The sequence below is a fragment of the Musicola keenii genome, from assembly GCF_014855505.1.
In the GTDB taxonomy this organism is placed as follows: Bacteria; Pseudomonadota; Gammaproteobacteria; order Enterobacterales; family Enterobacteriaceae; genus Musicola; species Musicola paradisiaca.
In genome coordinates this window covers 240,334-266,679 of record NZ_JAAWVW010000007.1, presented here as the reverse complement: position 1 = coordinate 266,679, position 26,346 = coordinate 240,334, and the positions used below count along the sequence as shown (strand labels likewise).

General features: G+C 58.2%; 21 protein-coding genes. 8 read left to right on the top strand and 13 right to left on the bottom strand.

Going from position 1 to position 26,346, the window contains the following annotated elements:
• Positions 1 to 424: 424 nt before the first annotated feature.
• From HEP82_RS10300 to HEP82_RS10275, 6 genes are read right to left on the bottom strand one after another with little or no spacing between them, the layout of a single operon-like run.
• Positions 425 to 1,465, bottom strand: coding sequence for a LacI family DNA-binding transcriptional regulator (locus HEP82_RS10300; protein WP_192458002.1), 1,041 nt, complete (start codon positions 1,463 to 1,465; stop codon positions 425 to 427).
• Positions 1,465 to 2,517 (bottom strand): carbohydrate ABC transporter permease, encoded by a 1,053-nt coding sequence (locus HEP82_RS10295; protein ID WP_225622402.1) that lies wholly within the window; start codon positions 2,515 to 2,517, stop codon positions 1,465 to 1,467. Before HEP82_RS10295 ends, HEP82_RS10300 begins: the two co-directional genes overlap by 1 nt.
• 11 nt (positions 2,518 to 2,528) lie before the next feature.
• Positions 2,529 to 3,530, bottom strand: a complete 1,002-nt coding sequence (locus HEP82_RS10290; protein WP_192457989.1) for a carbohydrate ABC transporter permease — start codon at positions 3,528 to 3,530, stop codon at positions 2,529 to 2,531.
• 20 nt (positions 3,531 to 3,550) lie between these two features.
• Positions 3,551 to 4,642, bottom strand: a complete 1,092-nt coding sequence (locus HEP82_RS10285) for an ABC transporter ATP-binding protein (RefSeq protein WP_192457988.1) — start codon at positions 4,640 to 4,642, stop codon at positions 3,551 to 3,553.
• Between the two features lie 11 nt (positions 4,643 to 4,653).
• Positions 4,654 to 5,742 carry a beta-galactosidase BglB gene (gene bglB / locus HEP82_RS10280; RefSeq protein ID WP_192457987.1) on the bottom strand — a complete coding sequence of 363 codons (1,089 nt, stop codon included), beginning with the start codon at positions 5,740 to 5,742 and terminating at the stop codon, positions 4,654 to 4,656.
• Between the two features lies 1 nt (position 5,743).
• The gene (locus HEP82_RS10275) at positions 5,744 to 8,209 is read right to left on the bottom strand and encodes a hypothetical protein (protein ID WP_192457986.1); all 2,466 of its coding nucleotides are present in this window, start codon (positions 8,207 to 8,209) and stop codon (positions 5,744 to 5,746) included.
• Positions 8,210 to 8,638: 429 nt separating this feature from the next.
• Here HEP82_RS10275 and HEP82_RS10270 point away from each other — a divergent pair, with 429 nt between their 5' ends.
• Genes HEP82_RS10270 through HEP82_RS10260 form a run of 3 tightly spaced genes read left to right on the top strand, consistent with a single transcriptional unit; the run spans position 8,639 to position 11,390 of the window.
• Positions 8,639 to 9,949: an ABC transporter substrate-binding protein gene (locus HEP82_RS10270; protein ID WP_192457985.1), complete on the top strand. Its 1,311-nt coding sequence runs from the start codon at positions 8,639 to 8,641 to the stop codon at positions 9,947 to 9,949.
• Between the two features lie 2 nt (positions 9,950 to 9,951).
• A complete protein-coding gene (locus HEP82_RS10265) occupies positions 9,952 to 10,500 on the top strand; it encodes a glucosamine kinase (RefSeq protein WP_192457984.1) in 549 nt (182 codons plus the stop codon).
• Entirely contained in the window at positions 10,497 to 11,390 is an 894-nt protein-coding gene (locus tag HEP82_RS10260; protein WP_192457983.1) for a BadF/BadG/BcrA/BcrD ATPase family protein, read from the top strand. The genes HEP82_RS10265 and HEP82_RS10260 overlap by 4 nt, the downstream gene beginning before the upstream one ends.
• Positions 11,391 to 11,402: 12 nt before the next feature.
• Here HEP82_RS10260 and HEP82_RS10255 read toward each other — a convergent pair whose 3' ends face one another.
• Both HEP82_RS10255 and HEP82_RS10250 read right to left on the bottom strand, forming a co-directional pair.
• Entirely contained in the window at positions 11,403 to 12,158 is a 756-nt protein-coding gene (locus HEP82_RS10255) for a molybdate ABC transporter permease subunit (RefSeq protein WP_192457982.1), read from the bottom strand.
• Positions 12,159 to 12,166: 8 nt separating this feature from the next.
• A complete protein-coding gene (locus tag HEP82_RS10250; RefSeq protein WP_192457981.1) occupies positions 12,167 to 13,102 on the bottom strand; it encodes an extracellular solute-binding protein in 936 nt (311 codons plus the stop codon).
• A gap of 393 nt (positions 13,103 to 13,495) precedes the next feature.
• On the opposite strand from HEP82_RS10250, the gene HEP82_RS10245 reads away from it, so the two are divergent.
• From HEP82_RS10245 to HEP82_RS10230, 4 genes are all read left to right on the top strand, one after another.
• Positions 13,496 to 14,194, top strand: coding sequence for a metal ABC transporter ATP-binding protein (locus HEP82_RS10245; RefSeq protein ID WP_192458000.1), 699 nt, complete (start codon positions 13,496 to 13,498; stop codon positions 14,192 to 14,194).
• 10 nt (positions 14,195 to 14,204) lie between these two features.
• Complete coding sequence (locus HEP82_RS10240; RefSeq protein ID WP_192457980.1) at positions 14,205 to 15,065, top strand: metal ABC transporter permease; 861 nt, start codon at positions 14,205 to 14,207, stop codon at positions 15,063 to 15,065.
• 35 nt (positions 15,066 to 15,100) lie between these two features.
• Positions 15,101 to 15,979 carry a metal ABC transporter substrate-binding protein gene (locus HEP82_RS10235; RefSeq protein WP_192457979.1) on the top strand — a complete coding sequence of 293 codons (879 nt, stop codon included), beginning with the start codon at positions 15,101 to 15,103 and terminating at the stop codon, positions 15,977 to 15,979.
• Between the two features lie 603 nt (positions 15,980 to 16,582).
• The gene (locus HEP82_RS10230) at positions 16,583 to 17,149 is read left to right on the top strand and encodes an LOG family protein (RefSeq protein WP_012764332.1); all 567 of its coding nucleotides are present in this window, start codon (positions 16,583 to 16,585) and stop codon (positions 17,147 to 17,149) included.
• 299 nt (positions 17,150 to 17,448) lie between these two features.
• On the opposite strand, the gene HEP82_RS10225 is transcribed toward HEP82_RS10230, so the two are convergent.
• The 5 genes from HEP82_RS10225 to HEP82_RS10205 all read right to left on the bottom strand — a co-directional run bounded on the left by HEP82_RS10225 (position 17,449) and on the right by HEP82_RS10205 (position 25,081).
• Positions 17,449 to 18,537, bottom strand: coding sequence for an ABC transporter ATP-binding protein (locus HEP82_RS10225; protein ID WP_192457978.1), 1,089 nt, complete (start codon positions 18,535 to 18,537; stop codon positions 17,449 to 17,451).
• 78 nt (positions 18,538 to 18,615) lie between these two features.
• The gene (locus HEP82_RS10220; RefSeq protein WP_192457977.1) at positions 18,616 to 19,455 is read right to left on the bottom strand and encodes a carbohydrate ABC transporter permease; all 840 of its coding nucleotides are present in this window, start codon (positions 19,453 to 19,455) and stop codon (positions 18,616 to 18,618) included.
• 36 nt (positions 19,456 to 19,491) lie between these two features.
• The gene (locus tag HEP82_RS10215) at positions 19,492 to 20,367 is read right to left on the bottom strand and encodes a carbohydrate ABC transporter permease (protein ID WP_192457976.1); all 876 of its coding nucleotides are present in this window, start codon (positions 20,365 to 20,367) and stop codon (positions 19,492 to 19,494) included.
• A 107-nt stretch (positions 20,368 to 20,474) separates the two neighbouring features.
• A complete protein-coding gene (locus HEP82_RS10210; protein ID WP_192457975.1) occupies positions 20,475 to 21,761 on the bottom strand; it encodes an ABC transporter substrate-binding protein in 1,287 nt (428 codons plus the stop codon).
• A 206-nt stretch (positions 21,762 to 21,967) separates the two neighbouring features.
• Entirely contained in the window at positions 21,968 to 25,081 is a 3,114-nt protein-coding gene (locus HEP82_RS10205) for an alpha-mannosidase (RefSeq protein ID WP_192457974.1), read from the bottom strand.
• Positions 25,082 to 25,415: 334 nt separating this feature from the next.
• Between HEP82_RS10205 and HEP82_RS10200 the strand changes: the two genes are divergently transcribed.
• A complete protein-coding gene (locus HEP82_RS10200) occupies positions 25,416 to 26,336 on the top strand; it encodes an ROK family protein (RefSeq protein WP_192457973.1) in 921 nt (306 codons plus the stop codon).
• The last annotated feature ends 10 nt before the right edge of the window (positions 26,337 to 26,346 follow it).

Below are 26,346 nucleotides of genomic sequence, written 5' to 3'. Positions count from 1 at the left end.
TAGATTTCAGTTAAAACACTGTTCCAATAAAAAAATGAGTCAAATAAAACAAAAAAATAATTAAAAATCAATAAGATAAATAATAATCGCAATAAAATAAATATGATTAAAACATCAGTTCTATGCAGTAATTTCAATAAATGACTACTTCAATATTTCATTTTCAATCTAAAAGTGATTAATAAAAATTAACAATAATGCGCTTTGCAAAAAAAAACACACATAAAACATTAAAAAAAATAAACAATTGTATAAATATGAGACAAATAAAGTACGAGCTTAGTTAAACAGATCTCCATGATAAAAAATCAATATATTTTTATTACAAGACCGAAACTGCGAGGTGGGTAAAGTGATGTGCAGATGATAAATCCGCCGATTCAGTTACCCGCATACGGCTACTGAATCGGCAGCAGACTTACATTCAGAAGTTGGCCCCTCGTTGAACCGACCCCCTCACCACCAGCCTGCCGGCCAGTTCAATACGCTGGGTGATGCCAAGCGACTGGGTGGGCGTCATTTGTTGAGTCAACAGTTGCAACGAGGCCCGCGCCATCTCCTCAAACGGCAGATGCACCGTAGTCAGCGACAGCGGCAACATATCGAGCGGCAGAATATCGTCCATGCCCATCACCGAGATATCCTCCGGTACGCGCAGCTTGTGGCGAGACAGCGCGTCCACCACGCCCAGCGCCTGGTTATCCGCCGCGCAGAAAATCGCGCTGACGCCCTGGCGATCCGGATAACGCGCCAGCCATTCCAGCAGCGCATCCCGCGCGGTGCGGGGATGGAAATCCGGCAACGTCAGAATCAGCGCCTCGTCGACATCAATCCCCGCCTGTTGCAGCGCATCGCGATAACCGCGCTCCCGCTCGCGGATAGTCAGGCGGGAACGCCAGGTCAAATGCAAAATTCGACGGTGGCCCTGCGCGATCAGGTAACGGGTCGCCAGCGCCGCTGAATAACAGTTGGCAGGCATCACGCTGTTTAAGCGCATTTCCGGATCCTCACCGTTAATCAGCACCGCAGGCACGCCGCTTTCCGCCACAACGTTCAGCAACGTGGGATGGTCGTCGTTAACGATCAGGATGCCGCTTTCCCGCCCGCCTTGCAGCGTTTGCAACAGTTGCTGCTCATTGATGGTATCGTGCTCCCCCACAAACGGGCTGAGTTGGATATTGCGTTGTTGGCACAGGGTTTTCAGGCGATTAATCAACGTCAGCGACACCAGATTATACTCACTCTCCAGCATCAGATTGCGTGGCGTCGCCAGAATCACATGCCGCAGCGGCTCCGGCGCCGGGCCGGATCGATCCATCTTGTGCAACGGGTAGCCCTGCTCGGTAGCGATCGCCATGATCTGCTGACGCACTCTGGCGCTAATAGGCGCACTGCCATTCAGCGCCCGCGATACCGTACTGATTGAAACCCCCGCACGTTCGGCGATGTCCTTAAGCGTAGCCATCATTTCATTCCTGTATTAGCGATGCCGGTGGTGATGTATTTCTGCAGGAACACGAATACCGCCGTCACCGGCAACAGCGACAGCATGGTCATGGCCAGAATGTAATGCCACTGCACCGAGAACTGCCCCTGGAATGCATTCAGGCCGATCTGCAGCGTGAAATTATCCTGGCTGGAAAGCACAATCAGCGGCCACAGAAAATCATTCCAGCGCCAGATCACCGAGAAAATCGCCAACACCGCCAACGCCGGCGCGGTGAGCGGCAGAATAATTTTCCAGTAAATGCGAAACTCGCTGGCGGCGTCGATGCGCGCGGCTTCGATCAGCTCATCGGGGATAGTCAGCATGTATTGCCGCAGCAGAAATACGCCCGTAGGCGTCGCCACCGTAGGAATGATCACCCCCCACAGGTTGTCCCCCATATGCAAACCGATCACCACCAGAAACGTGGGCACCATCACCACCGACAGCGGGATCATCATGGTAGACAGAAATAACGTCAGCACCGTACCGCGTCCGCGAAACTCATATTTAGCCAACGCAAAGGCCGCCATCGAACTGAGCAACAACGTCAGCAGCGTCGCCACCACCGTGACGAACACGGTGTTTTTCAGGTAAGTGGCGAAATGGAACTTCGACATCGGCGTGGTGTAGTTGTCGGTTTCCAGATGCAGCGACTTTATCGCCGACAGGTTCTTCACCGGTACGCGAATAACCTCCTGCGGCGCGTTCGGATCCACCATTTGCGCCATCAGGCCGATACGCCGCACCATCGCCAGCGTTTTATCGCTACCGTCTTCCTGCTTCGTCTGCCACAACTCCAGCGGCTTCGGGTAGTCCGGCAGCGTGACGGTAGTGGCGGCCTGCGGCAGGAAGCTGGGCGGAAAACGGTTAATTTCCGCCGGCGTCTTCAAAGACGACATCGCCGCCCACATCACCGGAATCAGCACCAGCAACGTTCCGACCACCAGCCACACCCAGCTCAGAATATCGGTGATATGAATCCGCCCCGGATAACGGGTGCGGGTAAGAAAAGTGATGATCTTCATCATGCGGGCTCCGGTTATTTTTTCCCTTCCAGCCGGCGGGTCAGCAGGAACTGCAACGCCGTCAGCAGCATCAATACGCCACCCATCAGCATCGACGCCGCCGAGGCCAGCCCATACAACGACGCATTGGACGAAAACGCCGTCTGGTAGATGTACTGCACGATAAAATTGTTGGCGGTGCCCGGCCCGCCGCCGTTGGTCAACACCCAGGCCTCATCAAAAATTTGCACGCTTTGGATGGTCAGCAAAATCACCACCACCAGGATATTCGGCGCCAACAGCGGCAGCGTCAGCTGGTAAAAACAGCGCCAGCGCGAGGTGCCATCCACGGCTGCCGCTTCATAGATATCACGCGGAATGGCCTGCAACCCAGCCAGCAGGATCAGGGTATAAAAGCCGACGTGAAACCATACCGACACGAACACCACCCAGAAACGCGCCAGCGACGGCTCCAGCAAAAAAGTGATCGGCTGCCCGCCCAGCGACGACAACGCCAGATTCAGCAAACCGTTACGGTTGAGAAACCACTGCCACACCAGCCCGACCACCACCGGCGAAAGCAACACCGGGTAGAAGAAGATGGCGCGGAAAAAACCGCGGGCGATGATCTTGCGGTTGAGGATCAGCGCCGTCACCAACGCAACGCCAAGCGTGAACGTCACATTAAAGAAACTGAACGAAATCGTGTTATAAACGCCAGTCCAAAACAGATCCTGTTCACAACTGGCAGGAACGGCATAATTATCGCAGCGCAGCAGGGTGGCGAAGTTTTGCAGGCCGACATAGGGCCGATCCCACAGCAGAATATTGGTGCCGCCGGTAAAGGCGTAGCACATCGCCAGCAGAATCGGAATAAACACGAACACCGCAAATAGCAACATATTCGGCGCAATAAAAAACCACGGCATCACCCGGCGGCCGCCTACTTTCTGCAGCAGGTTGACCGACTTCTCCACCGGGGTCACTAGGGTTTCCATCAACGACGAACCGGCGTTGATCAGAGGTTTTCTCGTCATGGCAGAGCTCCGTCGCAAACTCAGTGGTCAGACAGACGCGGCAAGGCTTCACCGCTGTCGGCATCAAACAGATGACAAAACGCTGCCGGGAACCGCACAAACACCCGTTCGCCGGCGCTGAACTCACGGTGCCCCGATAAATGCACGATCAGCTCGTCGTCAATCCCAGCGCAACGGCCATAGATAAAGGTTTCATGCCCCATCATTTCACAACGGTCGATACACATCGCAAGCCCTTCGCCCTCCGCCACCAGTTCGCAGTGAGAAGGACGAATCCCCAGATCCGCCTCCCGTCCCTCTTCGCCGCGAAATGGCAAGTGCAACGCATTGCCGGACGGGCAACGTACCACGACCTCTTGCGCCGACGCATTGCTGATGCTGACGCGGAACATATTCATACGCGGCGAACCGATAAACCCGGCAACAAACCGGTTTTTCGGCCGATTGAACAATTCCAGCGGCGTACCTACCTGCTCGATGCGCCCGGCATTGAGCACCACGATACGCTGGGCCATGGTCATCGCCTCCACCTGATCGTGGGTGACGTAGATCATGGTGGTGCGCAACTTCTGGTGCAGACGGGTCAACTCACCGCGGGTCTGCACCCGTAGCTTGGCGTCAAGGTTGGATAAGGGTTCGTCGAACAGAAAGATATCTGGATCGCGTACGATGGCGCGGCCGATGGCAACACGCTGCTGCTGGCCGCCGGACAACGCCCGCGGTTTACGATCCAGATAGGGTTCCAGCCCCAACATGCGCGCCGCTTCGGTGATCCGGCGTTCGATTTCCTCTTTGGGAAAATGCAGGTTTTCCAGGCCGAACGCCAGATTCTTGCGTACCGACAGGTGTGGATACAGCGCGTAAGACTGGAACACCATGGCGATTTTACGCTCCGCCGGCGTCAGTTCGTTGACTCGCTGCCCATTCATCAGCATGTCGCCCGCCGAGATATCCTCCAGGCCGGCAATCATTCGCAGCAAGGTGGATTTCCCGCAGCCCGAAGGGCCGACAAACACCATGAATTCCCCATCGCGGACCGCCAGATCCACGCCTTTGATAATGTTCACCGCCCCATAGTTTTTATGGACGTTGTTCAGTTCCAGTGTCGCCATTACCCGCTACCTCAAACAGAATGTCGCTGCGCCAGCAGCATTAGCATCGCCAAAGCCTGGCCGTATGGCACAGCGACGTTGGGAATGTCATGGTAAAACTGCAGGTCGTGCCCCATCGCCGTGCCGTCCGACACACCTTGCACAACACCCTGCTCGTCAATCTGCGCCACCACCGCCGCCAGGCCTTTCTCCAGCACGTCCGGTGGAAAATCGCTTAGCATGCCCATCTGGCGCGCGGTCAGAATACCGGCGACGAAACCCGCGCTGGCGGAGGTTTCCAGCGGAGAATCCGGGTCGTTAAGCAGCGTATGCCACAACCCGGATGCATGCTGACAACGCGCCAGCGTGCGGGTCTGCTGTTCCAAAATCGCCTCCAACGTGCGGCGCACCGGCGTCGATAACGGCATATCCGCCAGGCCGCAAATCTCCGGCAACACCAACGTAATCCAGGCGTTGCCGCGTCCCCAGAACGCCCCGGCATAATGATGACGGCCGATAAACGTCCAGCCGTGATACCACAGCCCGGTGGCGGCATCCGCCAGATAACGGGCATGGGTCAGCACCTGGTACTCCGCCTCATCCTGCAGATCGCGGCGTTTGAGTACGCCGGCGGCCACCACCAGAAACAGCCCGGCCATGAACAGCGTGTCGTCCCACAGTTGCCCGGTGTTGGGGCGCTCCTTCACCGTATGCTGAAAGCCGCCGTCCTCAGTCTTCGGCAACGACGTCAGCAGCCAGTCCGCCCACTCCGTCACCGCCGCCAGCCAGTGTGGGCGCGGGTTATCGCGGCACAACAACGCCAGCACCAACATCGGCGCGGTGGAATTGATCTGCCGCGGCGGTAGCCCTGCCCGCAGTTTCTGTTCGTACCACTGTTCCAGCGCCGCCAACATGGCGTCGTCCTGACGCAGCCGCGCCAATTTCCAGAAACCGTACAGTCCGACGCCGACCTCCCAATCCCACTCTTCAAACTGGATAGTCAAACCCTCGCTCTGCGATGCGTCCGTCGTGACGCTGTCGATGGCCTTCAGTCGGCAGAACGCCAGCGCGACTTTATCCAGTAAGGCGTCGGTCTGCTGCCTGCTGAGTTGTACTGTCATGTTACCTGCTCTCCTCGGTACGTCTGGGGATCACCGATATCTCATCGGGAAACACAAAAGGCTGTTGATGAATAGAGAAACCCTGCTCAGGACGCCAGGCCATCAGCCCATAATCCGGATCATCGAATTGCACCGCACCGTCGAGCTCGATTTCCGCCCGGCGATCATGCCAGCGCGCCATAAACGCCGGGAAACCGGCCGCGCCGTCGCCGCTGTCCACCGCGATGAACCAGACATTACGCGCGCCGTCGGCGCGTAATTCGCTGTTTGGTTGCCCGCCCTGCGGCGTAATGGACTGCAATCCCGCCGGATTATGCAACGCCGCATAACCGTTGCCGCCGCGCACGAAGCACCAGCCGCCGTCCACCACCACCTCATCCAACGCGGTGCGCGGTAGATAAAGATGTGTCCAACGACGAGGATCGTCCTGCAAATCAAAAATCATCCAGGCTCGATTGCGGTGCTGCATCACATATGGCAGACGGCCGTTACCGGCCCAATAGGAAGGGCGGTGTACGCCGTCCGGACGATCTTCGCCCGGGTGGTTGACCCACAGCCGGGCGGCGTAATGGCTGCCCAGCCGGATATCCAGCAGGTGCTGTTGGTGTCCAGGCTGGCCGGGGTGATGGTCGAAAACGGAGGAAAACGCCACATCCGGCTGTTTCCAGGCGATGATGCGCGCGCTGCGCCCCAATCCTTGAACCCAGCGCGCTTCCGCGCCCTGCGGCGCGCGCCAGTGGGCGATATCGGCGGTTTCCGCCGGCGGCTGATACTGGCTCAGACACAGCATCGGCAGCGCCGCGCAGTGCGGAATCAGCCAGCCTTCGCCCCACATCAGCGCGCACAGGCCGGACAGCTCGGTCAACATGCCGGAGCGCAATTCCTTGTCGTAGGCACGACCCATGGTGCCGACCGCCACGCCGTTCTGGTGCACCCAGGCGGTCATCAGAAAAATACGGTCGATCACCGTTCGGGCGCGTTCGCGCAGATCGGCCTCGCTCGCCAGTTCCGCCAGCGCCACCAAGCCAATCAGATCGATCGGGTAATACGCGGCGGAGTTCCACTCCACCAGGCCATGTTCCAGAATGGCGTCAAACCAGCGATCCAACCGCTGACGGGCAATGGCCTGCTGCTCCCGGCCGCGGCGACCGCTGCAGACAAAAGCGTCATCCGGGAAATTTTGCCCGGCCAGATACTGGGCTACATGGAAGCACAGACAATGATTTTCGCTCCAGAACCACATGGCGTCGTTGCCCGGCTCGTCGATCCAATAGCGAAAACCGAGGATTGCGCTGCGCACACGCCGCCAGACAGGCGGCGACAGACGCTGCCCCTGATAGCGCTGCCACAGCCAGATCAGCGGCACCAGCTGAAAATCGGCGCAGTCTTCACGGCGACTGATTTTGTGCAACGCCTGATTGAGGATCGGCGCAATCGCCTCTTCTCCCTCGCCGGTAGCAAAAATCGCCAATACCCGACCAATACGTTCGAAACCGTGACGGGCGACATGGCGCAGCAGATAGTCACGTCGCGCCGCCAACGCGGGCAGCGGCGGCAAGGTTTGTCGGGGCAGACGCCCGAAGCTGATGACGCGGTTTAACGTAATGCCGTCGCACACCGCGCTGCACACCAGATCGTAATAGCCGATCAACGACGGCGGCAGATCCACCCGCCAACCTTGATTACCCGCCGTCAGCGTAATCCGCTGCCGCCACGGCGGCACTGATTCATTGACGTTACAGATCAATCGGTGCGACATCTCGACCGCCGCCAGTAGCGGCATCGTATTTTTCAGCGTCAGCGAGGGGTCCAGCGTCAGATTGTCCACCAGCGCCAGACTGCTCATCCAGCGATCCAGTGCCACCCAGCGTGCATTGGCGGCCTCATCCGGCGTCAGTTGCCAGCGGAGCGGCGTCTCGCCCAGATAACGCAGGCTGAACAGAAAATCGGTATCACGTTCGCACAGCTCTTCCGCATGCACCACCAGCGTATTGAGCCCCAGTTGCAACGGCAGCGTCAGCTCACAGGACTGCTCCCGATTACGGCTGAACGGCGTAAAACGCGCCACCCGGCGGCCGTTCAGCCAGACGGTGACGCCGCCGCAGGTGGTCAGCCGGAATGGCGCCTGTTGCAGGCTATCGCTATGCACGAAACAGCGGGCATAACGCTGCACATGCGTCGGACAAGGCCAAAAATCGCTGAAGCTAACGCTTTGGCTCTCATCACCGCCGCTCCACAATGCGTCAAACTGCAATTTTTCCGGCAAGGCCACGTCACGCGGCGCGGTTTCCCGCCAGAAACGCACCCGACAAGGCAAATCCCCCACATCAACGAACCCATTGATGAATTGATAATTGACGTTATCCGGCAAGGTATCAGGCTCGGCGGGATAATATTTTTCTTCCAGCCGAGTAATCATAAAGCGATTAATAACGTTATTTGGTTTTAACACCCAACCGATATTCATAGGTAATCCTTGTCACCGCGAAGACGAATGAATTAATTCAATAAAATAAAGTGATGACAGAATTAACCGACGCATTCATCGCGCCACGCCGTTATCTCTGTCGCAATGCAACTTTATCGCGTCGCCGCCGAAGTCATTGATACATTGATGCAAATTTTGCATTAAAGAAATAATTTCCACTTAACATCTATTATTTGCATCATAGAGTAAATTTTCGCATCAACAATATGAGATTCTTATCACACAAAGGCGTTGACTCAGGGATTCGCTGAAATATATTTAAAGTGCTTCACAAAAAAGACGGCCATTTTTGTTCATCATTCATTGCTGAATAACCGTATTAATGCAAATTTGCATTAATGCATAATATGCCGGGCGAAATATCCAGAAATGGCACCACTCATAATGAAAATGAAATGGAAGATTCCTATGAACCGTTATAAGCACGCTCTGTTTTCTTCATTCATCATGCTGGGAGCCCTTGCCAGCAGCAGTGTCATGGCGGCAAAAACTCAGATCACTTTCTTATATAGCGACGACGATCCAGAACTGGTTCATTTCATGGAACAGAAAGTGAAATCGTTCTCGCAAAATAACGATCATATCGACGTGAATTTCGTCAGCACCGGCTACAACGCGCTGCAAACCCAGTTGCCGATGCAATTAGCCGCCGGGCTGGGGCCGGATATCGCCAAAACCACTCAAATGGGGTTGCTCCCCTACACACTGGATTTACGCCCCTATTTGTCTGACCCGGCCAGCTTTGAAAAACGCTATGGCGCCAGCATTGAGAAAATCATGCGGGTGAAAGGGGTACACAAAGACAACGCCCTGCCGGGGTTCGTCGCGTCCTGGACTGCCGACCTGCCGTTTATCAATATCACACTGTTCCAGCAGGCCGGCGTACCGGTGCCGCAGGCGGGCTATACCATGGAACAGCTGATGGCGGCGTCGAAGCAAGTGGCGGAGAAAACCGGCGTCGCCATCCCGTTCACCATCGACCGCAGCGGTTTTCGTTTCTCCGGCCCGGCCTATTCCTACGGCACTCGCTATGAAAAAGACGGCAAAATCACCTTCCCGGATGCCGCCGCGCAAGCCTGGATCAAGGATCTGAAACGCTGGTCGGATGAAGGCATTTTCCCGCGTGAAATGTGGGGCGCCGCCGGCGGCGGGCAATACAAGAGCATGGCGGACGACTTCGTCAACGGCAACATCGTCACCTACTTCTCCGGCAACTGGCAGTTAAACCAGTTCAGCAAACAGATCGGTAACGGCTTCGACTGGAAGATGCTGCCGGTACCTTGCAAGGAAAAATGCATTTCCATGGGCGGCGCCACCTTTATCATGCCGTTCAAGACCAGCAAACATCCGAAAGAAGTGGCCGAATTCATGGAATGGCTGGGCAGCGATGCCATCCAACGTGAAATCGCCGAACACTTTAATATCATCGTCGGCGCCGACATCCCCAACCTGAACTACCAGACCAAGGATCAACACGTTATCGATGGGTTGAACACCGCTCGCGCCGAAATCGCCAAGATTCCCGCCTATGTATTTGACTGGGAGAAAATGGAAAGTCTGGGCGGCAACGAGCTGTACCCGATTATCCTGACCCGCTTTACCCAATACCTGAACAATCAAGTGTCGTTCGACGAGTACCTGCGCCTGACCGAAAACGACGTCAAACGCCTGAACGAGACGATTGCCGCCAACCGTCAACAGCAGCAGAAAAAGTCGTAACCATGAACTACCTGCTTACGCCCATTCCAATCGACGGCGATACACCTTGCGATCGCCGTAAGGAAAGCGACATCTGCCAGCAGTTATGGCCGGAGCAGTCGCACGCCGTCATCGTGACCGGGTGCTATACCCGGTTGCTGTGCTGGCAGCAAGGGCGACTGCAACGTTTGGGCGGCAGCCTGTTCCCGATCGGCGATCCGGCCAGCCTGTCGCGGCTCGGCTTATGGAGCGTGCAAGAGATGCTGCAAGCGGTGGAAGGCATTAAACCGCTGACGCCGCTCGGCAGTACGCTGTTCGCCCACTTCGGCGACAACATCGAACAAGTGGTGGACTGGTCAAAGCAGGCTCAGGCACCAGACTATGCGGCGCTAAGCGCCCACGTACTGGCACGGCCGCAGGATCCGTTGGCCGTCGCCCTGCTGATGCGCTGTGCCGACGAACTGGCGGAGCTGGCGCAGGCCGTCCCCGCCTCACTGGCATCCAGAGTCGGCCTCAGCGGTGCGCTGGCGCAAGCCTGCCTGCCGTATCTGAACCAGGAGGAGCCCGCATGACGGAAAAACTGTACGCCGGCGTGGACGGCGGCGGTACTGGCTGCCGGGCGCGCATCTACCGTGCCGACGGCTCGCCCATGGGCCACGGCAACGGCGGGCGCGCTAACCTGCTGCTGGGCGTCGAGGGCGTGCGTCAGGCCGTTGACGACGCTATCCTGCTGGCGCTAAAACACAGCGGGCTATCGGAACAGGACTGCGCACGTCTGCATGTTGGGCTGGCGCTGGCCGGTGCCGAGCACCAACGCGCTCATCAGGCTTTTCTGGCGCTGCCGCACCCTTACGCCGCGCAGGTGCTGAACACGGATGCGCTCGGCGCCTGTCTGGCGGTCAATCAGGGCGAGGATGCCGGAGTGGTGATCGCCGGTACCGGTTCCTGCGGGCTGGCCTGGCATCAGCGCACCATCACCGCCTACGGCGGCCATGAATTCCCCATTTCCGATCAGGGCAGCGGCGCTCGGCTTGGGCTGGCGGCGCTGCAACACGCCTGGGGCGTTCATCAGGGTTGGTTGCCATCCTCTCCGCTCAGCCAATCGTTGACTTTGCCGTTTGAGAATGAAGTCGACGCACAGCAACGCTGGCTGGCCAATGCCAGACCGGGAGAATATGCCCGTTTTGCGCCAATCGTGTTCGACTGCGCACGTCAGGGCGACGCCGTCGCCCGCCAACTGCTGGAACGCACGGCCCGCGACGTCGAATTGCTGCTGGCCGCCGTGGCGCGCCACGGGTTGCCACGGCTGTCGCTGATGGGCAGCATCGGCCTGCACATCCGCCCCTGGCTAACGCCGGAATGGCAGCAAAAGCTGTCGCCCCCGTCCGGCGACGCGCTGGACGGCGCGCGCTTGATTGCCCAGCATCAGTACGCGCTTTATCCCCAGACGAGGTCGTACTAAAGCCCGTCCGTTTCAGGCATCGCCGTGGGCATTTTTCTTCGCCGCCCAGCCGAAACACAACAACGGTAACGGCAGCGCGATCGCCAGTAACAGCCACACCAGCGCATAGACCGCGTCCACGCCGTCATTTTGCAGATTGACATACAGCTTCACCGGGATCCCCTGGGGGAAATAGGCAAAAATCATCACGATGCCGAACTCCCCCACCGCCCGCACCCAGGCGATGGCGACCGCCGCCGCCAGCCCCGGTGCGGCCAACGGCAACGTCAAATGGATCAGCCTTTGCCAGGCCGTGGCGCCGAGAATGCGCCCGGCCTCATCCACTGTCAGCGGGATACCGGCAAATGCGGAACGGGCGGAGGTAATAAAATAGGGCAACGCGCCGTATACCTGTGCCACCACGAACGCCGCCGGGTTATTCACCAGCGCCACCCCGGCGCGGTATAGCAAACTACCGAGAGGGCTGTAAGGCCCGTAACTGGATACCAGCACGATCCCCATCGCCAGCGGCGGCGTCAGCAACGGGATCGTCACCAGCAGTTCCACCAGCCAGCGCCGCCGCCCCTGCGCCCGCGATAACCACAGCGCGGTCGGCAACCCCAGCGCCACCACCAGCAGGATCGCCACCAGCCCGAGGCCGACGGAAACGGCAATCGCCCCGTCATCCCCCCAGGCTAGCCGGAAGTGCCGCCACGGCGTAATCCCCAGCAAGGTAACGAACGGTACCGCCAGCAACAGCAGCGCCGGCAGCATCAACCAACGCGCCATACGGGGAATTATTTCCCGGCGTAGAGCGCGCTGCCTTTCGGCACGTCATAGCCATTCTGGCTGAACAGCCCCCGGCCTTCCTGACTCAGCATAAAATCGATGAACTTGCGCCCCGCTTTCGCATTGGGCGCGTTCTTCAGCACCGCCGCGTAGAACACCAACGGCTGGGTGTGCAACACCTGATCCTTACCGGCGCTGTCCTTGATGGTAAAGCTGACGGTGTCGTACCACTGCGTCGACATGGCGGGATTGCTGAGGTTGATTTCGTCCGGCAGCGTGACATACGGCAATTTGGCGGAGCGTACCGCGCTTTCATAGCCGGATGTGGCGTCGATCTGGCCGGATTCCAGACGGGTCAACAGGCCGCCTTCCATAAATACCTGCGCCGGGTTCTGCACCTCGCCCAACACTTTTTTCGCTGCATCCGGCTGGTGGTAGTATTTTTCCGCCAGCAGCAAGGTAAAGATAATGTTCTGCCCCTGTGGGTCGTTATACGGGTCGGTACGGCCGAACTTCAGCGATTTGTCCTGCAACAGCGTCAGCCAGTTATGGTCTTTTGCCGCATCGGAGGTGGCCAGTTTGGCGGCGAACGGGCTTTTCGGGTTATAGGCGATCACCATACGGGTGCTGGCGACCGGCACCGCATCATCAATCAACCCGGCATCCTTCAGGATCTGCATCGGCCCCGGCGTGATGGAAACGAACACATCCGCCACCACTTTCTTGCTGGCCAGCAGACGCGCCATCCCATACGCCCCTTGCCCTTGCCCCTGATAGGTCAGATTCTCCTTGTGAGCAAAGGTCGGGCCCAGCGCCTTGTCCATCACCACCCCCATCGAGCCGGCATAGGTCAATTGGATTTTGTCCTGCGCGAGTGCGCTGCTTCCCCCGATCAGCACCGCCAACACCACGGCAGCCAGTTGATATTTAAGAGCAATTTTCATTATCGATTCCATGCGTTGTATAAAAAAAGACATAGCGCAGAGTCCTCCCCGCCTCCAGAAAACTCAACCGGCAAATGCTACAAAATATGTGCATCTTTCACTGTCGATACGTTCATCGCTCGGTTTAATCATCGATAACAAAATGAAATACAAATAAAAATTTTCAAATCATACATCCACCACCCCTGCTACCCATCAGTAGCCTTAACCATTTAGCAATATTTTTTTACCTCTACCACGGCGGCAAGAATATGTTATGTTATATTATAACAATTCAAAAAAGGGGAACGACGTGATCAGTCTTTATGCATTTTCTGCGCCGGGGCGCATGCTATTCATCGGCGCACTGCTGGCGTTGTTATGGTTCCTGATCGTATGGGCGGCGGCGCTGGCATGATCGCGTTGCATTCGCTCACGTTCGGCTATCCGGGCCAGCCGGCGCTCGGCACGATCGACGGCTGTGTTGAGCCGGGTTCGCTGACCGCCATCATCGGCGCCAACGGCACAGGAAAATCCACCCTGCTGAAAACACTGGCTGGCCTGTTGCCACCGCTGGCGGGGCACTTCTGCATGGCGCCCGACGTTCGCCGCCAGTTGGGCTACCTGCCGCAATTGACTGAGTTCGATCGCCAGTTTCCGCTCAACGTCGGCGACCTGGTGCTGATGGGCAGCCTGCCGCACTGCGGCATCTTCGGGCGCATCAGCGGCCAGTGGCGACAAAAGGCACGGCAAGCGCTGGAGAACGTCGGCATGGCAGATGCCGTCCACGCCCCGATCGGCACCCTGTCCGGCGGACAATTGCAGCGCGTTCTGTTCGCGCGTCTGCTGGTAATGCAATCCCCCGTCATCCTGCTGGACGAACCCTTTACCGGCATCGACGCCCAGACCACCCGCGCGCTATTGACGCTCATCGAACAACTTCATGCTCAGGGGCGCACCATTCTGGCAGTGCTGCACGATATGACACAGGTGGAACATCACTTCCCACGGGTACTGAAGCTCACGCCGGAAGGACATCAGTGGGGGGATTGCCATCAGATCTTGTCGCCGTCGTCATCGCCGATGCCCGCGCCGTTGAGGGTGGTGCAATGAGGGTGGTGCAATGATGCTGTTTCACCTGCTGGCCGATCCGTTCAACGATTTCGGTTTTATGCGCCGGGCGCTGGTCGGTTGCCTGGCGCTGACCTTAAGCGCCGCGCCATTGGGATGTTTTCTGTTGCTGCGCCGCATGAGCCTGGTGGGGGATGCGCTGTCGCACGCGGTGCTGCCCGGTGTCGCGATCGGCTACCTGATTTCCGGCATGTCGCTGGTGGCGATGGGCATCGGCGGTTTTATCGCCGGTCTGGCGGTCGCTATGCTGTCCGGCGCGGTCAGCCGCCATACCGAATTGAAGGAGGATGCCAGCTTCGCCGGCTTCTATCTGGGCTCGCTGGCGCTTGGCGTCACACTGGTTTCGCTGCGCGGCTCCAGCGTCGATCTGTTGCATGTACTGTTCGGCTCGATACTCGCCATTGATGCGCCGTCGCTGTACGTCATCGGCGCGACGGCATCGTTCTCGGTACTGGCGCTGGCGCTGATCTACCGTGGGTTGGTGATCGAATCCTTCGACGTGACCTTTCTGAAAATTCTGTCTCGACCAACCCGCACCGCAATCCATGCGCTATTTCTGGCGCTGGTGGTACTCAATCTGGTGGCCGGATTCCAGCTACTGGGCACACTGATGGCGGTCGGCGTGATGATGCTGCCCGCCGCCTGCGCCCGTTTCTGGACTCGCCGCCTGCCGACGATGCTGGCCGTCGCCGTCATCACCGGCGGTACCGCCAGCCTTATCGGCCTGCTCTGGTCCTATTACGCCGACCTGCCGGCCGGCCCGGCGGTGATCCTCACCGCTACGCTGTTTTTCGGCCTGTCGGTTCTGTTCGGCGTCAACGGCGGCATACTACGCCCGCGCCGCCAACCCTGATTCACACTGCATCGGCATACATTGAGAGGAAAATAATGAAACGTTCTGTTCTGGTTATCGCCTTGTCCAGCCTGCTGCTCAGCCCGCTGGCCATGGCACAGGATCTGAAAGTCGTGGCGAGTTTCTCCGTAGTGGGAGACATGGTGAAACAGATCGGCGGCGACCATGTTCAGGTGACTGATCTGGTACCGCCCAACGGCGATCCACACGAGTTTGAGCCGACGCCGAAAGACAGCAAAACGCTGGCGCAAGCGGATCTGGTGGTCGTTAACGGTCTGGGGCTGGAAGGCTGGCTAAATCGCCTGGTGAAAGCGTCCGGCTATAAAGGAAGCGTGCTTACCGCCTCCAACGGCATCAAATCGCTGAAGATGGAAGAAGACGGCAAAACCGTCACCGACCCCCATGCCTGGAACAGCATGAAAAACGGCATCGTCTACGCCCGCAATATCGTCGACGCGCTGGCGAAAGCGGATCCAGACCACGCGGCGGACTACCGTAAACAAGGCGACAGCTACATCCAACAGCTACAACAGCTGGATGACTACGCCGTCAAAACCTTTGCCGCCATCCCCAAAGAAAAGCGCAAAGTGCTGACCAGCCACGACGCTTTCGGCTATTTCGCCGCCGCTTACGGCGTGCATTTCCTGTCGCCGATTGGCTACTCCACCGAGGCCGAAGCCAGTAGCCAGACCGTCGCCAAACTGATCAAACAGATTAAGCAGGAGCACGTTAAAACCTACTTTATCGAAAACCAGACCGATCCGCGGTTGGTGAAACAGATCGCCGACGCCAGCGGCGCGCAGTCCGGCGGCGAGCTCTACCCGGAAGCGCTGACCGATAGCAACGGCCCGGCCGCCACCTACACCGCAGCCTTCAAACATAACGTCGACGCCATCGCCGGTAGTATGCAATAAACCAGCAGTGACGGGCGCAGGCCGCGACAGAGCGCTGTCCTGCCCGCCGACGACATGTCATCACCCCGTCGATAAAGCGCGCCGCCGGTAACAGGCCGGCGGCCACGGCCAGACAAGCGGTTAGCGGGCTCGGACGTCAGCCAACCGCGGCCTTGTTGACGCGGTACACCGCGCCGACACTCAGGCACATCACCGCGCCGGCCATACGCCCACATCGGACGAATGGTCGGCATCTCAGCGCCAAATACATCCTCCTGTCACCGCAGTTTCACCGACACCACCTATAATCCGCGCGTTACCGGCAGCGGTTCGCGGGCGCACCCGTCATTATCCGTATCGTCGACGTGATGCCGTGCATACCGGCCTGGCCGCACGGGCAAGCGCAAAAGCGCAATGCTCGTAACCATGCCACGCCATCCCGGACGCGGTACCGACAGGCATGGGCGCCGCGCCAAAAACCGCTGTCAATTTAACGTGCGGCGCGTATCGTGGAGCCTTGTCCTGACGCCGTTCCGCGAAACCGCTAGCCTTTCGTCGACGGGCGGCCCGGCGCCATGACGCTTCACCACAGTGGTTTGGGTTTTATTGGAGAAAAAAGAATCTATGTTGAAATTCGGTGTATTTTGCGGCTCGGCACCCGGCAACGATCCGGCGTATCAACACATGGCCAGCGAACTGATCCGTTATCTGGTGGAAAAAGACGCCGGCATCGTTTACGGCGGCGGCAAGGTCGGCCTGATGGGGCTGGTGGCCGATACTGCGCTACAACATGGCGGCGCGGTGATCGGCGTCATTCCGCAGCATCTGGCGGATAAAGAGATCGCCCACACGGGGTTGACCGAGCTGGTGATCACCGCCGATATGCACGAACGCAAAGCGAAAATGGCCGAGCTGTCAGATGCGTTTATCGCGTTGCCGGGCGGCGCCGGCACGCTGGAGGAAATCATCGAACAATGGACTTGGGCGCAATTGGGCATCCATCCCAAACCCTGCATTCTGTTCAACGTCAACGGCTACTACGACACTTTTATCGAATTCGTCCGGCGCGTGGTAACGGACGGTTTTATGAAAAAAGACTACCTCGATATGCTGATCGTCACCGACAGCAAAGAAGCCGTACTGGCGCAAGCGCTGGATTACGTACCGCCGCAGGCAAAATGGGGGCGCTAGACCAGGCTCACGCTTAACTCGTGAATGCGCCGCCGCCAACCGCAGAGGTGAGGCATCCCTCCGGGCACCTCCCCTTGCGTTTTCGCCACAGCGGCGGGCTTTATTAAACCGCATCACGCACCGTGTCACCATCATGTGTGGTGGCACGCCAGTGTGATATCAGCGCCAGTCCGGGACACACCACCGGGTTTGAGTTCCATTACGCCCTGATGCACAACCGCCCCTGACGAGATGCCCCGGCGCGTCAGGCCACACGCTCAAACGCCTTCCCGCATTCCATTCCCCACGACACCGGGCTCTCAGCCATCCTGATTCAAGCGCTTGCCGCTGGCTTGATCGAAAATGTGCACCGCACCGGCTTTCGGCCGCAGGAAGATCCGTTCGCCTGCCTGTAACGCCACGCGCTGTTTCTGGCTGACGGTGAGGCGACGGCGGTCGCTCAGTTGACAAAAGATATGCACGTCGCTGCCGGTGTTTTCTATCACATCCACCTGCACCGCGATCGCGCCTTCGGCTTGCGTCACCAGTTCAAACTGCTCCGGCCGTACCGCGTAAACAATCTGCTGACCGGCGCTGACCTGCACGCTGTCCGGTACTGGCACGCGCGTTTGCTCGTCCAGTTGCAACATCAAACGGCCATCATGTTCCACCGCCCAGCCGGAAAGCTGGTTGATTTCCGGCGAACCGATAAACCCGGCCACAAAGCGGTTGGCCGGACGATCGTAAAGCGTCAGCGGCGTGCCCACCTGTTCGATTACGCCGTCGCGCAGCACCACGATCATCTCCCCCATAGTCATGGCTTCGATCTGGTCGTGCGTGACGTATACCGAGGTAGTATGCAGGCGCTGATGCAGCTCGCGGATCTCCGCCCGCACCTGGTTACGCAGTTTGGCGTCCAAGTTGGAGAGCGGTTCGTCGAACAGGAATACCTGCGGATTACGCACAATGGCCCGCCCCATCGCCACGCGCTGGCGCTGCCCGCCGGACAACTCCTTCGGCAGACGATCCAGCAGTTTGTCCAACCCCAGTAGCGTCGCCACGTCGTCCACCTTGACGGCGATTTGCGCCTTCGGCACCCCGGCCAACTTCAGGGCGAACCCCATGTTTTCCCGCACCGTCATCTGCGGATACAAAGCGTAGCTCTGGAATACCATGGCGATATCCCGCAGCTTGGGCTCGTGATCCGTCACGTCTTGATCGTTGATGAACACCTGCCCGGCAGTCACCTCCTCCAGACCGGCGATCAACCGCAACAACGTAGACTTGCCGCAGCCGCTCGGCCCTACCAGCACGCAGAACTTGCCGTCGGGAATCTCCAGCGACACGTCGCGGATAATGTTTGTACCGTCAAAAGACTTGCTGACGTTTTTCAGAATGACAGAACCCATAGCACTCCCCAGTATGCTTTAGCGCGGTCGGCCGACGCTGCGGCGCGCGCCGACCGCAATGCGGACACCGCCGCAGAATTACCCTTTTACCGCGCCGGACAACAGCCCGCGGTTAAAATACTTCTGAAGACCCAGATAGACGATGGCACTTGGCAGCATCGCCAGCAGCGTGATGGCGATAAACACGTTCTGGGAGCTGTTTTCATCCGAACTCAGCACCCGCAGCATCACCTGAATGGTGTACATGCTCTCCTGGTTCACCACGATCAACGGCAACAGGTACTGATCCCAAATCATGATGAAACCAAAAATCACCACCGTACCCAGCGCCGGGCGCACCAGCGGCAGAATCACATGGAAGAAAATCTGCCACTCGGACGCACCGTCCACCCGGGCGGCATCTTCCAGATCACGCGGGATGGCGGACATAAACTCGCTCAGCACGAAGATGGAAAACGCCCAGCCGACAATTGGCAGAATCATCCCCAGATAGCTGTTGGAAATAGACATGTCGATCAGCGGCAATTTCCAGTTGATGATCACGTACAACGGAATGGCGATCACCTCCTCCGGCAGCATCATGGTGGAGAGGATAATCAGCCCGATAATAGCCGCGCCGCGAAATTTCTTACGCGCCAGCGCATACGCCGCCAGCGAACTCACCGCGACCTGAAACACCAGCCCGACGCCAGCCACCAACAGTGAATTCAGCAGGTACTTCCAGACGCCGACTTCCAGCCACGCCCGACGGAAATTCTCCAGCGTAAAGTGCTGAGGCCACAGCACCAACTCCCCTGGCTTGACGGTGACGCCGCTGAAAGCGGTCATGATGATGCCCAGAAAGGGACCGACAAACACCATCAGCACGGCGGCGTAAATAATGCCGCAGCCGACGCGATCCCAGGTTTTCATTTTCATTACATTCACCCTGTGTGTGCTTCTGGTTGCCATCAACTACTTCACGTAACGCTTCTTCACCATGAAATGGATCAGGGTCAGCAGCACCGTGAAAATAAACAGAACAAAAGAAACCGCCGAGGCATAGCCATAATCGAACTGAATAAACCCGGCCTTGTAGATTTGCGTCATCACCACTTCAGTGGCGTTGGACGGGCCACCGCCGGTCGAGGCGTAGACCTCGGCGAACACGCGGAAACCGCGAATAAACGACAGCATGATGATCACCGAAATCGCCGGCAACAAACCGGGCAACGTGACATAGCGCAGCCGCTGCCAGCGGCTGGCGCCGTCGACATTCGCGGCGTCATACAACTCGCGGTTAATACCGGCCAGACCCGCGATAAAAATCACCATGTTGTACGGCACCGCTTTCCAGATTTGCAGCAACATCACGGTAAACAGCGCCTGATGCGGATCGGTAAGAAAGCCCTGCGGCGCGATATCCAGCCAGGACAGCAGATGGTTGACGACACCGTCGGGCGTCGGGTTAAACAAAATTTTCCACATCTCGGCGACGATCGCCGCGCTGGTGATGGCGGGCAGGAAGATCGCCGTGCGGATAAAGCGCAGGTGGCGCGCCGGGCCTTCCAGCACAATCGCCAGGAAAAACGCGATGAATGCCGACGCCAGCGACGTTACCACCACGTTGATCAGGGTGTTGACGGTCGCGGCATGCAAATCCGAGTCGGACAACAGACGTGTGAAATTGCCCAGGCCGACCCACTCATCCGGCTGACCAAAATTCACCTGATAGAAACTCATCACCATCCCCTGCACCATGGGAATGAATTTGAACCAGGTAAATACCAGTAATGCCGGGGCCAAAAACAGCCAGGGCGTCAATTGTCGTTTCAGTCTGGGGTTAATCATATGCTTCTCTACTGCCCGGAATGGAAAGAATACGGAACCGCTCGGCACACGCCGACGGTTTCCCCAGCCAGACGGCGGCGGGGAAACCGGGGCTTCACGGCCAGGGCTTACTTAGCCAGCACCTTTTGCTTGCTCAGTTCGGCGTTAACCTTGTCGTTGAGCTTTTCCAGTTCGGCCGGAATGTTGGAATCGCACTCCGCCAGAATGCGGTTGAACCCTTCCGCCGTCGTCTGGCGAATCGGCGTCCAGTTGGGCACGCCCGGCACATAGTGGCCGTCAGCAGCGTACTGCTCGGCGAACACCTGCCAGCGCGCATCTTTGTACACCGCGTTGGCATCCACGTTTTTATTCACCGGCAGACGCACAATCGGCTCGTTCGGCATCCCCACGGCGGTACCGATGGTCTGGCCCTGCGGCGAAATCATGAAGTCGATGAATTTGGCCGCCAGCGCTTTCTGTTTGCCGCTTTTCACCAGATAAATCGCTTCGCCTTCAGCGATACTGGCCTGGCTAACCGGGCCGCGCGGCGGTTTCACCACTTCAAATTTGTCCGGCCCCGGCTCGTCGGAGAACACCGGCAAGCTGTACGGCCCGGACAACACCATCCCGACCTGGCCGGAACGGAAGGCGTTGGAAATATCCGACGTCACCGCGTTGACGGCGCCGGGCTGGGTCAGTTTTTCGCACACCATGCCGCGCATGAACGTCAGCGCGTCCACCACGCCTTTGTCGGTCATCGTGCCCTTGAAACCGCCGTTCACCGGCTGAACGAACTCGCCGCCGGCCTGCCAGATGAAAGAGGCCAGAATCCAGCTGGCGTAGCCGCGGGTAGAAGAGCCCGGCAGGCCGAAGCCGTAGGTATCCGCTTTGCCATTGCCATCCGGATCCTTATTGGTGAAGGCATCAGCCAGCGCTTTCAGGTCAGCCCAGGTCTTCGGTTGCGGCAGGCCCAGCTTTTCGCGCCAGTCTTTACGGATATAGAGTGCGGACGCCTGCACCGACGTCGGAATGCCGTAGTATTTACCGTCGGAATATTTCAGGCTGCCGAGCGCCACCGGCTGCAAATCTTTGCCGTTGCTCAGCGTCGACGGGTCGATGGCGTCCACCACGCCCAGTTGAATCAGCTGCCCCATGTAGGCGGCGTCATTAATGATCAGATCCGGCAGGGTGTTGCCCACTGCCGCCCGCGCCAGACGCTGTTCGAAATCGGTACTGGCGGTGAAGTAATTCACTTTGATGCCGGTGCTTTTTTCAAACGCCGCCGCTTCCTGCTCATAGATGACGCGAGCATTGTTATTGGCGCGGATCCAAACCTCCAACGTATCGGCGGCATGGGCGGCCAGCGCGGTACTGGCCAGTAATGCGGTGGTCACTGCTTTGGCTAAGATGTTCATTGTTGTTTATTCCTCGTTTCCCGGCGGCCCTGGTGCCGTCGCATGAAAGGATATTGTGGGTGGTACTTAAGTTTTAAATTGATTACTAAACAACGATATTTATAGTAAACAAAATCAAGAAACAGTAAATCGACCACCGCAGGTTCTGTGACCAGGATCGACCAAAATCACAGTACGTCCCGGTTAAATGCCTGATTCGACGGTGTTCAGTCCGCCAGGCACAATACCAACGTCTTGATTTCATAGGGTGCAAAGTGCAGTTCCAGTGTTTGCCCCACATCCATCTGTTTAGCGGACAAATTTTCCAGCAAATCGCTCTCCGCCCACCAGCGCACAGGACGGGCGCAGCGCAGCACGACGTTCTGACGCCCGCCCGCAAACTCGTGCAACCGAACCACCAGCCAGTCACCGTCTTCGGCCTTTTTCAGCGCGTCGAGCTGGATATACGGATGCTCGAACGCCACCAGCGGCGCCTCCGGCAACCACTCGCCCGGCAGCGGCAGCAACGGTTCGTTCAGGAAAAACGCCTGCTGCGCCGTCCCTGCCTCGCGCCAATCTCCGGCGTGGGGCAACAACGAGTAGGTAAATTCATGCTGGCCGCGATCGGCGTGAGCATCCGGACTCACCGCCGATTTAATCAGCGTTAGCTGCATCAGGTTGTCGCGGATGGCGTGCCCGTATTTGCAATCGTTCAGTAAACTGACGCCATAACCGTATTCGGACAGATCCGCCCACTGGTGCGCCACGCTTTCGAAACGGGCATAGTCCCAGCTGGTATTCCAGGTAGTGGGGCGTTTGACGTTGCCGAACTGAATGTCGTAGGTGGCTTCGGTGGCGCGCACCGCCACCGGGAAACCGACCTTAAGCAACTGGTTATAGTCCTGCCAATCCACCTGAGTGTGGAAATCGATACGACGGCTATCGCGGTACAACCGCATCTGCTGCACGATGCGACTGTGGTGATAACGCCAAACGAATTCGACGCTGCAACACAACTCGCCGTGTTCAAGCACCGTCACCGATTGCAGTTCCGTTACCGGACGCTGTTTCTGGATATAGAAAATCTCAATATCCCAGGCGTCGTACTTCAGCGGTTTATCTTCATACACCGTCAGCACGTTGCCGCAATCCGCCAAGACGTCCCGCTGGTGCTGGCGGTCGAAAATACGGGTCAGTTGGCCGTGTTCGTTCCAGTTAATCTGATAGAACGGGGTTTCCACCTGCCGATCGCCGACATGAAACGGTGAATCTCCCGACGCTTGTGCAGCGGTGCGATACAGCGCGACGCCGGACAACGCGGGAATCTCTCGCAACGCCACCAGCCATCCGCCCGCCACCGCCTGCGACGCCAACGGTTGTCCGTCCGCCTGCATCCAACCGCCCGCGCCGTCGCCGGCGATAAATGCCAGATCACGGCGTGGCCAGGCGGCGCTGTTCAGTACGCTGACCGCATCTTCTCGCGCCGACAGCAACCGCGGCTGACACTGTGCCAGCATCGCATCGGCCAGCTGTTCCGCCTGCCGGTACTCGTCGGCGGCATCACGGTAGACCTCGGCAATCGAGGAGCCGGGGATGATGTCGTGGAACTGATTGCGCAGCAGGATTTGCCAGCCGGCGTTCAACGTCACTTGCGGATAAGCAGCCCAGTCGGCGTGACTGACCGCCGCCTGGGCATGCAACCACTCCAGCCTGCGATAGGTCAGCTCGCCGCGGCGGTTGGCCTTTTTCACCTGCGCCTGGCTGGTGTAGGTGCCGCGGTGGCTTTCGAAATAGAGTTCGCCGTCCCAGACGTGCTGCCAGGCATCGCTGTCCGCCAGCCGCTGTTCCAGACGGGTAAAATAGTCGTCTACCCGGCCATGACGGATATTCGGCAGCGCCGGCACTTTTTCAAAACGCCGCAGCAGCTCCAGCATCTCTTCCGTCGGGCCACCGCCGCCGTCGCCGTAACCGTACGCCAGCATCAGTTCCTGATTCAGCGGCTTGTCTTTGTAGTTATCCCACAGCCCTTGCACCGACATGGCGTTGACCATGCCGTTATAGGTGTAGCGCGGGTGTCCTTCTTCCGGCGTGGTGATGAAGTGCGCCAGCACTTCGCTGCCGTCGATACCGCGCCAGGTGAAGGTGTCGTGCGGCATCTGGTTGAATTCGTTCCAACTGATTTTGGTGGTCATGAAATAGCGGATGCCGCTTTTGCGCAGGATCTGCGGCAACGCCCAGGAGTAGCCGAAGACATCCGGCAGCCACAGGCAGCGCGGCGTCACGCCGAACTCTTGTTGCATGAAGCGGGTGCCGAGCAGAATCTGGCGCACGAAGGATTCGCCGGAGGGCAGATTGCAGTCCGCCTCCACCCACATGGCGCCGTCCACTTCCCAGCGCCCTTCGGCAACACGCTGTTTAATTTGCCGGTAAATCGCCGGGTAGTCCTGCTTCAGGTAGTCGTAAAGCTGGGGCTGCGACTGGAAAAAAACATATTCCGGGTAACGCTCCATCAACCGCAGCACCGTGGAGAACGAGCGGGCGCATTTTTCCCGCGTGTGCTTCAGCTGCCAGAGGAAGGCGACGTCGATATGAGTATGCCCGACGCAATGCACCGTAACCGGCTGCACGCCGCCGCTGCGTGGGTATTCCCGCTCCAGAGTGGCGGCGGCTTGCGCCAGCGAGTGATAGAACTCCGCGCTACCGGGCTCGCGCCAATCAATCAGGTTATAGGCGCGGTCGGCGGCGGCAAGCAGCAGCACGCGATGCGGATCGTTTTCCGGCAGTACCGCCAGGGATTGCAGAATCGCTTCGGTGGTATAGAACAGGTTGGTCGCCGCGTCGTCGCGCACCGCAATGCTGGCCTGCTCAAAACCGTTACCGACGTGAAACGCCTGAAAATGTTTACGTACCTTACCTTCAAGAATGCCCGACCAGACCCGGCAACAACATTCGATAGTCTGCCCCGCCAGGGCCGACGGGATCACCGTTTCGACATGATTCTGATCCAGCCCTTGCCAGGGCTCGCCATTCAGATAGAGCAACGCTTCAAAATCGCGGCGCTGTACGCCAAGACTGAAATCGAACCGTGCCGCGATGGTTTCCGTCGCCCAGTGCGCGGGCAACGCAATACGCAGGCGCAACCAGGCATAGATATCCTTTTCCCGCCACTGAAAGCCGCGTTGACACGGCTGCCAATCGGCCGCGTCGGGCGGCGGCTGCGTGCCGTTCTCTCCCTCGCGGTCAAAGCAGATGTCCGCCAGTTCGACCTCGATAGCTTCGCGCCACCGATACTGGGCGACCTCATCCAGACGCTGACTCAGTTTCTCTTCGGTAAAAAACATCGCATCTTCACTCTTCTGATCTGACAGGGAAAGGGCTGCACCGCATCATCTTCAGGCGGTGGGGTGCTCATTTAATAGCACCGCAAAAATGTTTAGTAAATAAAGTGATTTTCCCGTCATTCATTTCCGTGAGACGCTTCACATTCACGGTATATTTTTTCCTTCTCATCAAACCAATAAAAAATATATATTTGATAAATATGATTTTTTATAAAAACCCCACCTTCACAAAAGCGAAATAACGCCATTGTGTTTAGTAAACATATGGCAGTACACTGCGCGGGTGTTTTATCGATGGAACCTTGTCTGCCAGCTCGGTGCAGGAGTAATCAACATGTTAAGTCTGGGTATAGATATCGGTGGTACGAAAATCGAAGCCGTTGCGCTGGATCAGCAGGGAGATATCGTCTACCGCCAGCGCTACGCTACGGAGAAAAGCAGTTACCCGATCTTTTTCCGCCAGTTGTGCGACGTCATCGCCCAGGCTCGTCAGGATATCGGCCCCGTCAGCATCGGCATCGGCTTACCCGGCACCGTGGAAGTCAGCAACGGGCTGATAAAGAACTCCAATATTCTGGCGATTAACCAGCAGCCGCTGCATGCGATGCTGGTGGAATTTGCCGCTCAACCCGTCGCCATCAGCAACGATGCCAACTGTTTTACGCTGTCGGAAGCTATTGATGGCGCGGGGCAAGGGTTTGATACCGTGTTCGGCGTCATCCTCGGCACCGGCTGCGGCGGCGGGATCGCTATCCATCGACAGGTGATCGACGGGCGCAACCGCAGCGCCGGCGAATGGGGGCACAACGTACTGCCGCGCTATACGCCAGAGCAGGATGGGCCGTCGGTCGTTTGCTACTGCGGCAAAACCAACTGCACCGAATCCTTTATTTCCGGCACCGGCCTGTCCCAACGCTATAACCAGCGCTATCAGGCCAGTCTCAGCGCGGTGGAGATCATGGCGGCGGTAGCAGCCGGGGAACCGCAGGCGGTGGAATATGTCGACCTGTTTCAGGATCAGCTGGCGCGAGCGCTGGCATCGGTAGTGAATCTGCTCGACCCGGACGTATTCGTCATCGGCGGCGGCCTGTCTAACTGCCGCCCGCTGTATCAAGGTCTGGAAGCGCGCATCGGACGCTATACCTTCAGCAATACTTTTTTCACCCCCATCGTGCCCGCCATGCACGGCGATAGCAGCGGCGTGCGGGGCGCAGCCTGGCTGGGAGCCGGAGCAACCGCGCGCGCTTTATGCTAGGCTGTCGGCA

Coding starts and splice junctions, on each gene's coding strand:
- HEP82_RS10240 (WP_192457980.1), top strand. CDS start 14,205: ATGATGCTGTTTCACCTGCTGGCCGATCCGTTCAACGATTTCGGTTTT.
- HEP82_RS10275 (WP_192457986.1), bottom strand. CDS start 8,209: ATGAATATCGGTTGGGTGTTAAAACCAAATAACGTTATTAATCGCTTT.
- HEP82_RS10235 (WP_192457979.1), top strand. CDS start 15,101: ATGAAACGTTCTGTTCTGGTTATCGCCTTGTCCAGCCTGCTGCTCAGC.
- bglB (WP_192457987.1), bottom strand. CDS start 5,742: ATGACAGTACAACTCAGCAGGCAGCAGACCGACGCCTTACTGGATAAA.
- HEP82_RS10260 (WP_192457983.1), top strand. CDS start 10,497: ATGACGGAAAAACTGTACGCCGGCGTGGACGGCGGCGGTACTGGCTGC.
- HEP82_RS10250 (WP_192457981.1), bottom strand. CDS start 13,102: ATGAAAATTGCTCTTAAATATCAACTGGCTGCCGTGGTGTTGGCGGTG.
- HEP82_RS10230 (WP_012764332.1), top strand. CDS start 16,583: ATGTTGAAATTCGGTGTATTTTGCGGCTCGGCACCCGGCAACGATCCG.
- HEP82_RS10205 (WP_192457974.1), bottom strand. CDS start 25,081: ATGTTTTTTACCGAAGAGAAACTGAGTCAGCGTCTGGATGAGGTCGCC.
- HEP82_RS10290 (WP_192457989.1), bottom strand. CDS start 3,530: ATGACGAGAAAACCTCTGATCAACGCCGGTTCGTCGTTGATGGAAACC.
- HEP82_RS10245 (WP_192458000.1), top strand. CDS start 13,496: ATGATCGCGTTGCATTCGCTCACGTTCGGCTATCCGGGCCAGCCGGCG.
- HEP82_RS10210 (WP_192457975.1), bottom strand. CDS start 21,761: ATGAACATCTTAGCCAAAGCAGTGACCACCGCATTACTGGCCAGTACC.
- HEP82_RS10255 (WP_192457982.1), bottom strand. CDS start 12,158: ATGGCGCGTTGGTTGATGCTGCCGGCGCTGCTGTTGCTGGCGGTACCG.
- HEP82_RS10225 (WP_192457978.1), bottom strand. CDS start 18,537: ATGGGTTCTGTCATTCTGAAAAACGTCAGCAAGTCTTTTGACGGTACA.
- HEP82_RS10215 (WP_192457976.1), bottom strand. CDS start 20,367: ATGATTAACCCCAGACTGAAACGACAATTGACGCCCTGGCTGTTTTTG.
- HEP82_RS10270 (WP_192457985.1), top strand. CDS start 8,639: ATGAACCGTTATAAGCACGCTCTGTTTTCTTCATTCATCATGCTGGGA.
- HEP82_RS10200 (WP_192457973.1), top strand. CDS start 25,416: ATGTTAAGTCTGGGTATAGATATCGGTGGTACGAAAATCGAAGCCGTT.
- HEP82_RS10300 (WP_192458002.1), bottom strand. CDS start 1,465: ATGGCTACGCTTAAGGACATCGCCGAACGTGCGGGGGTTTCAATCAGT.
- HEP82_RS10285 (WP_192457988.1), bottom strand. CDS start 4,642: ATGGCGACACTGGAACTGAACAACGTCCATAAAAACTATGGGGCGGTG.
- HEP82_RS10265 (WP_192457984.1), top strand. CDS start 9,952: ATGAACTACCTGCTTACGCCCATTCCAATCGACGGCGATACACCTTGC.
- HEP82_RS10220 (WP_192457977.1), bottom strand. CDS start 19,455: ATGAAAATGAAAACCTGGGATCGCGTCGGCTGCGGCATTATTTACGCC.
- HEP82_RS10295 (WP_225622402.1), bottom strand. CDS start 2,517: ATGATGAAGATCATCACTTTTCTTACCCGCACCCGTTATCCGGGGCGG.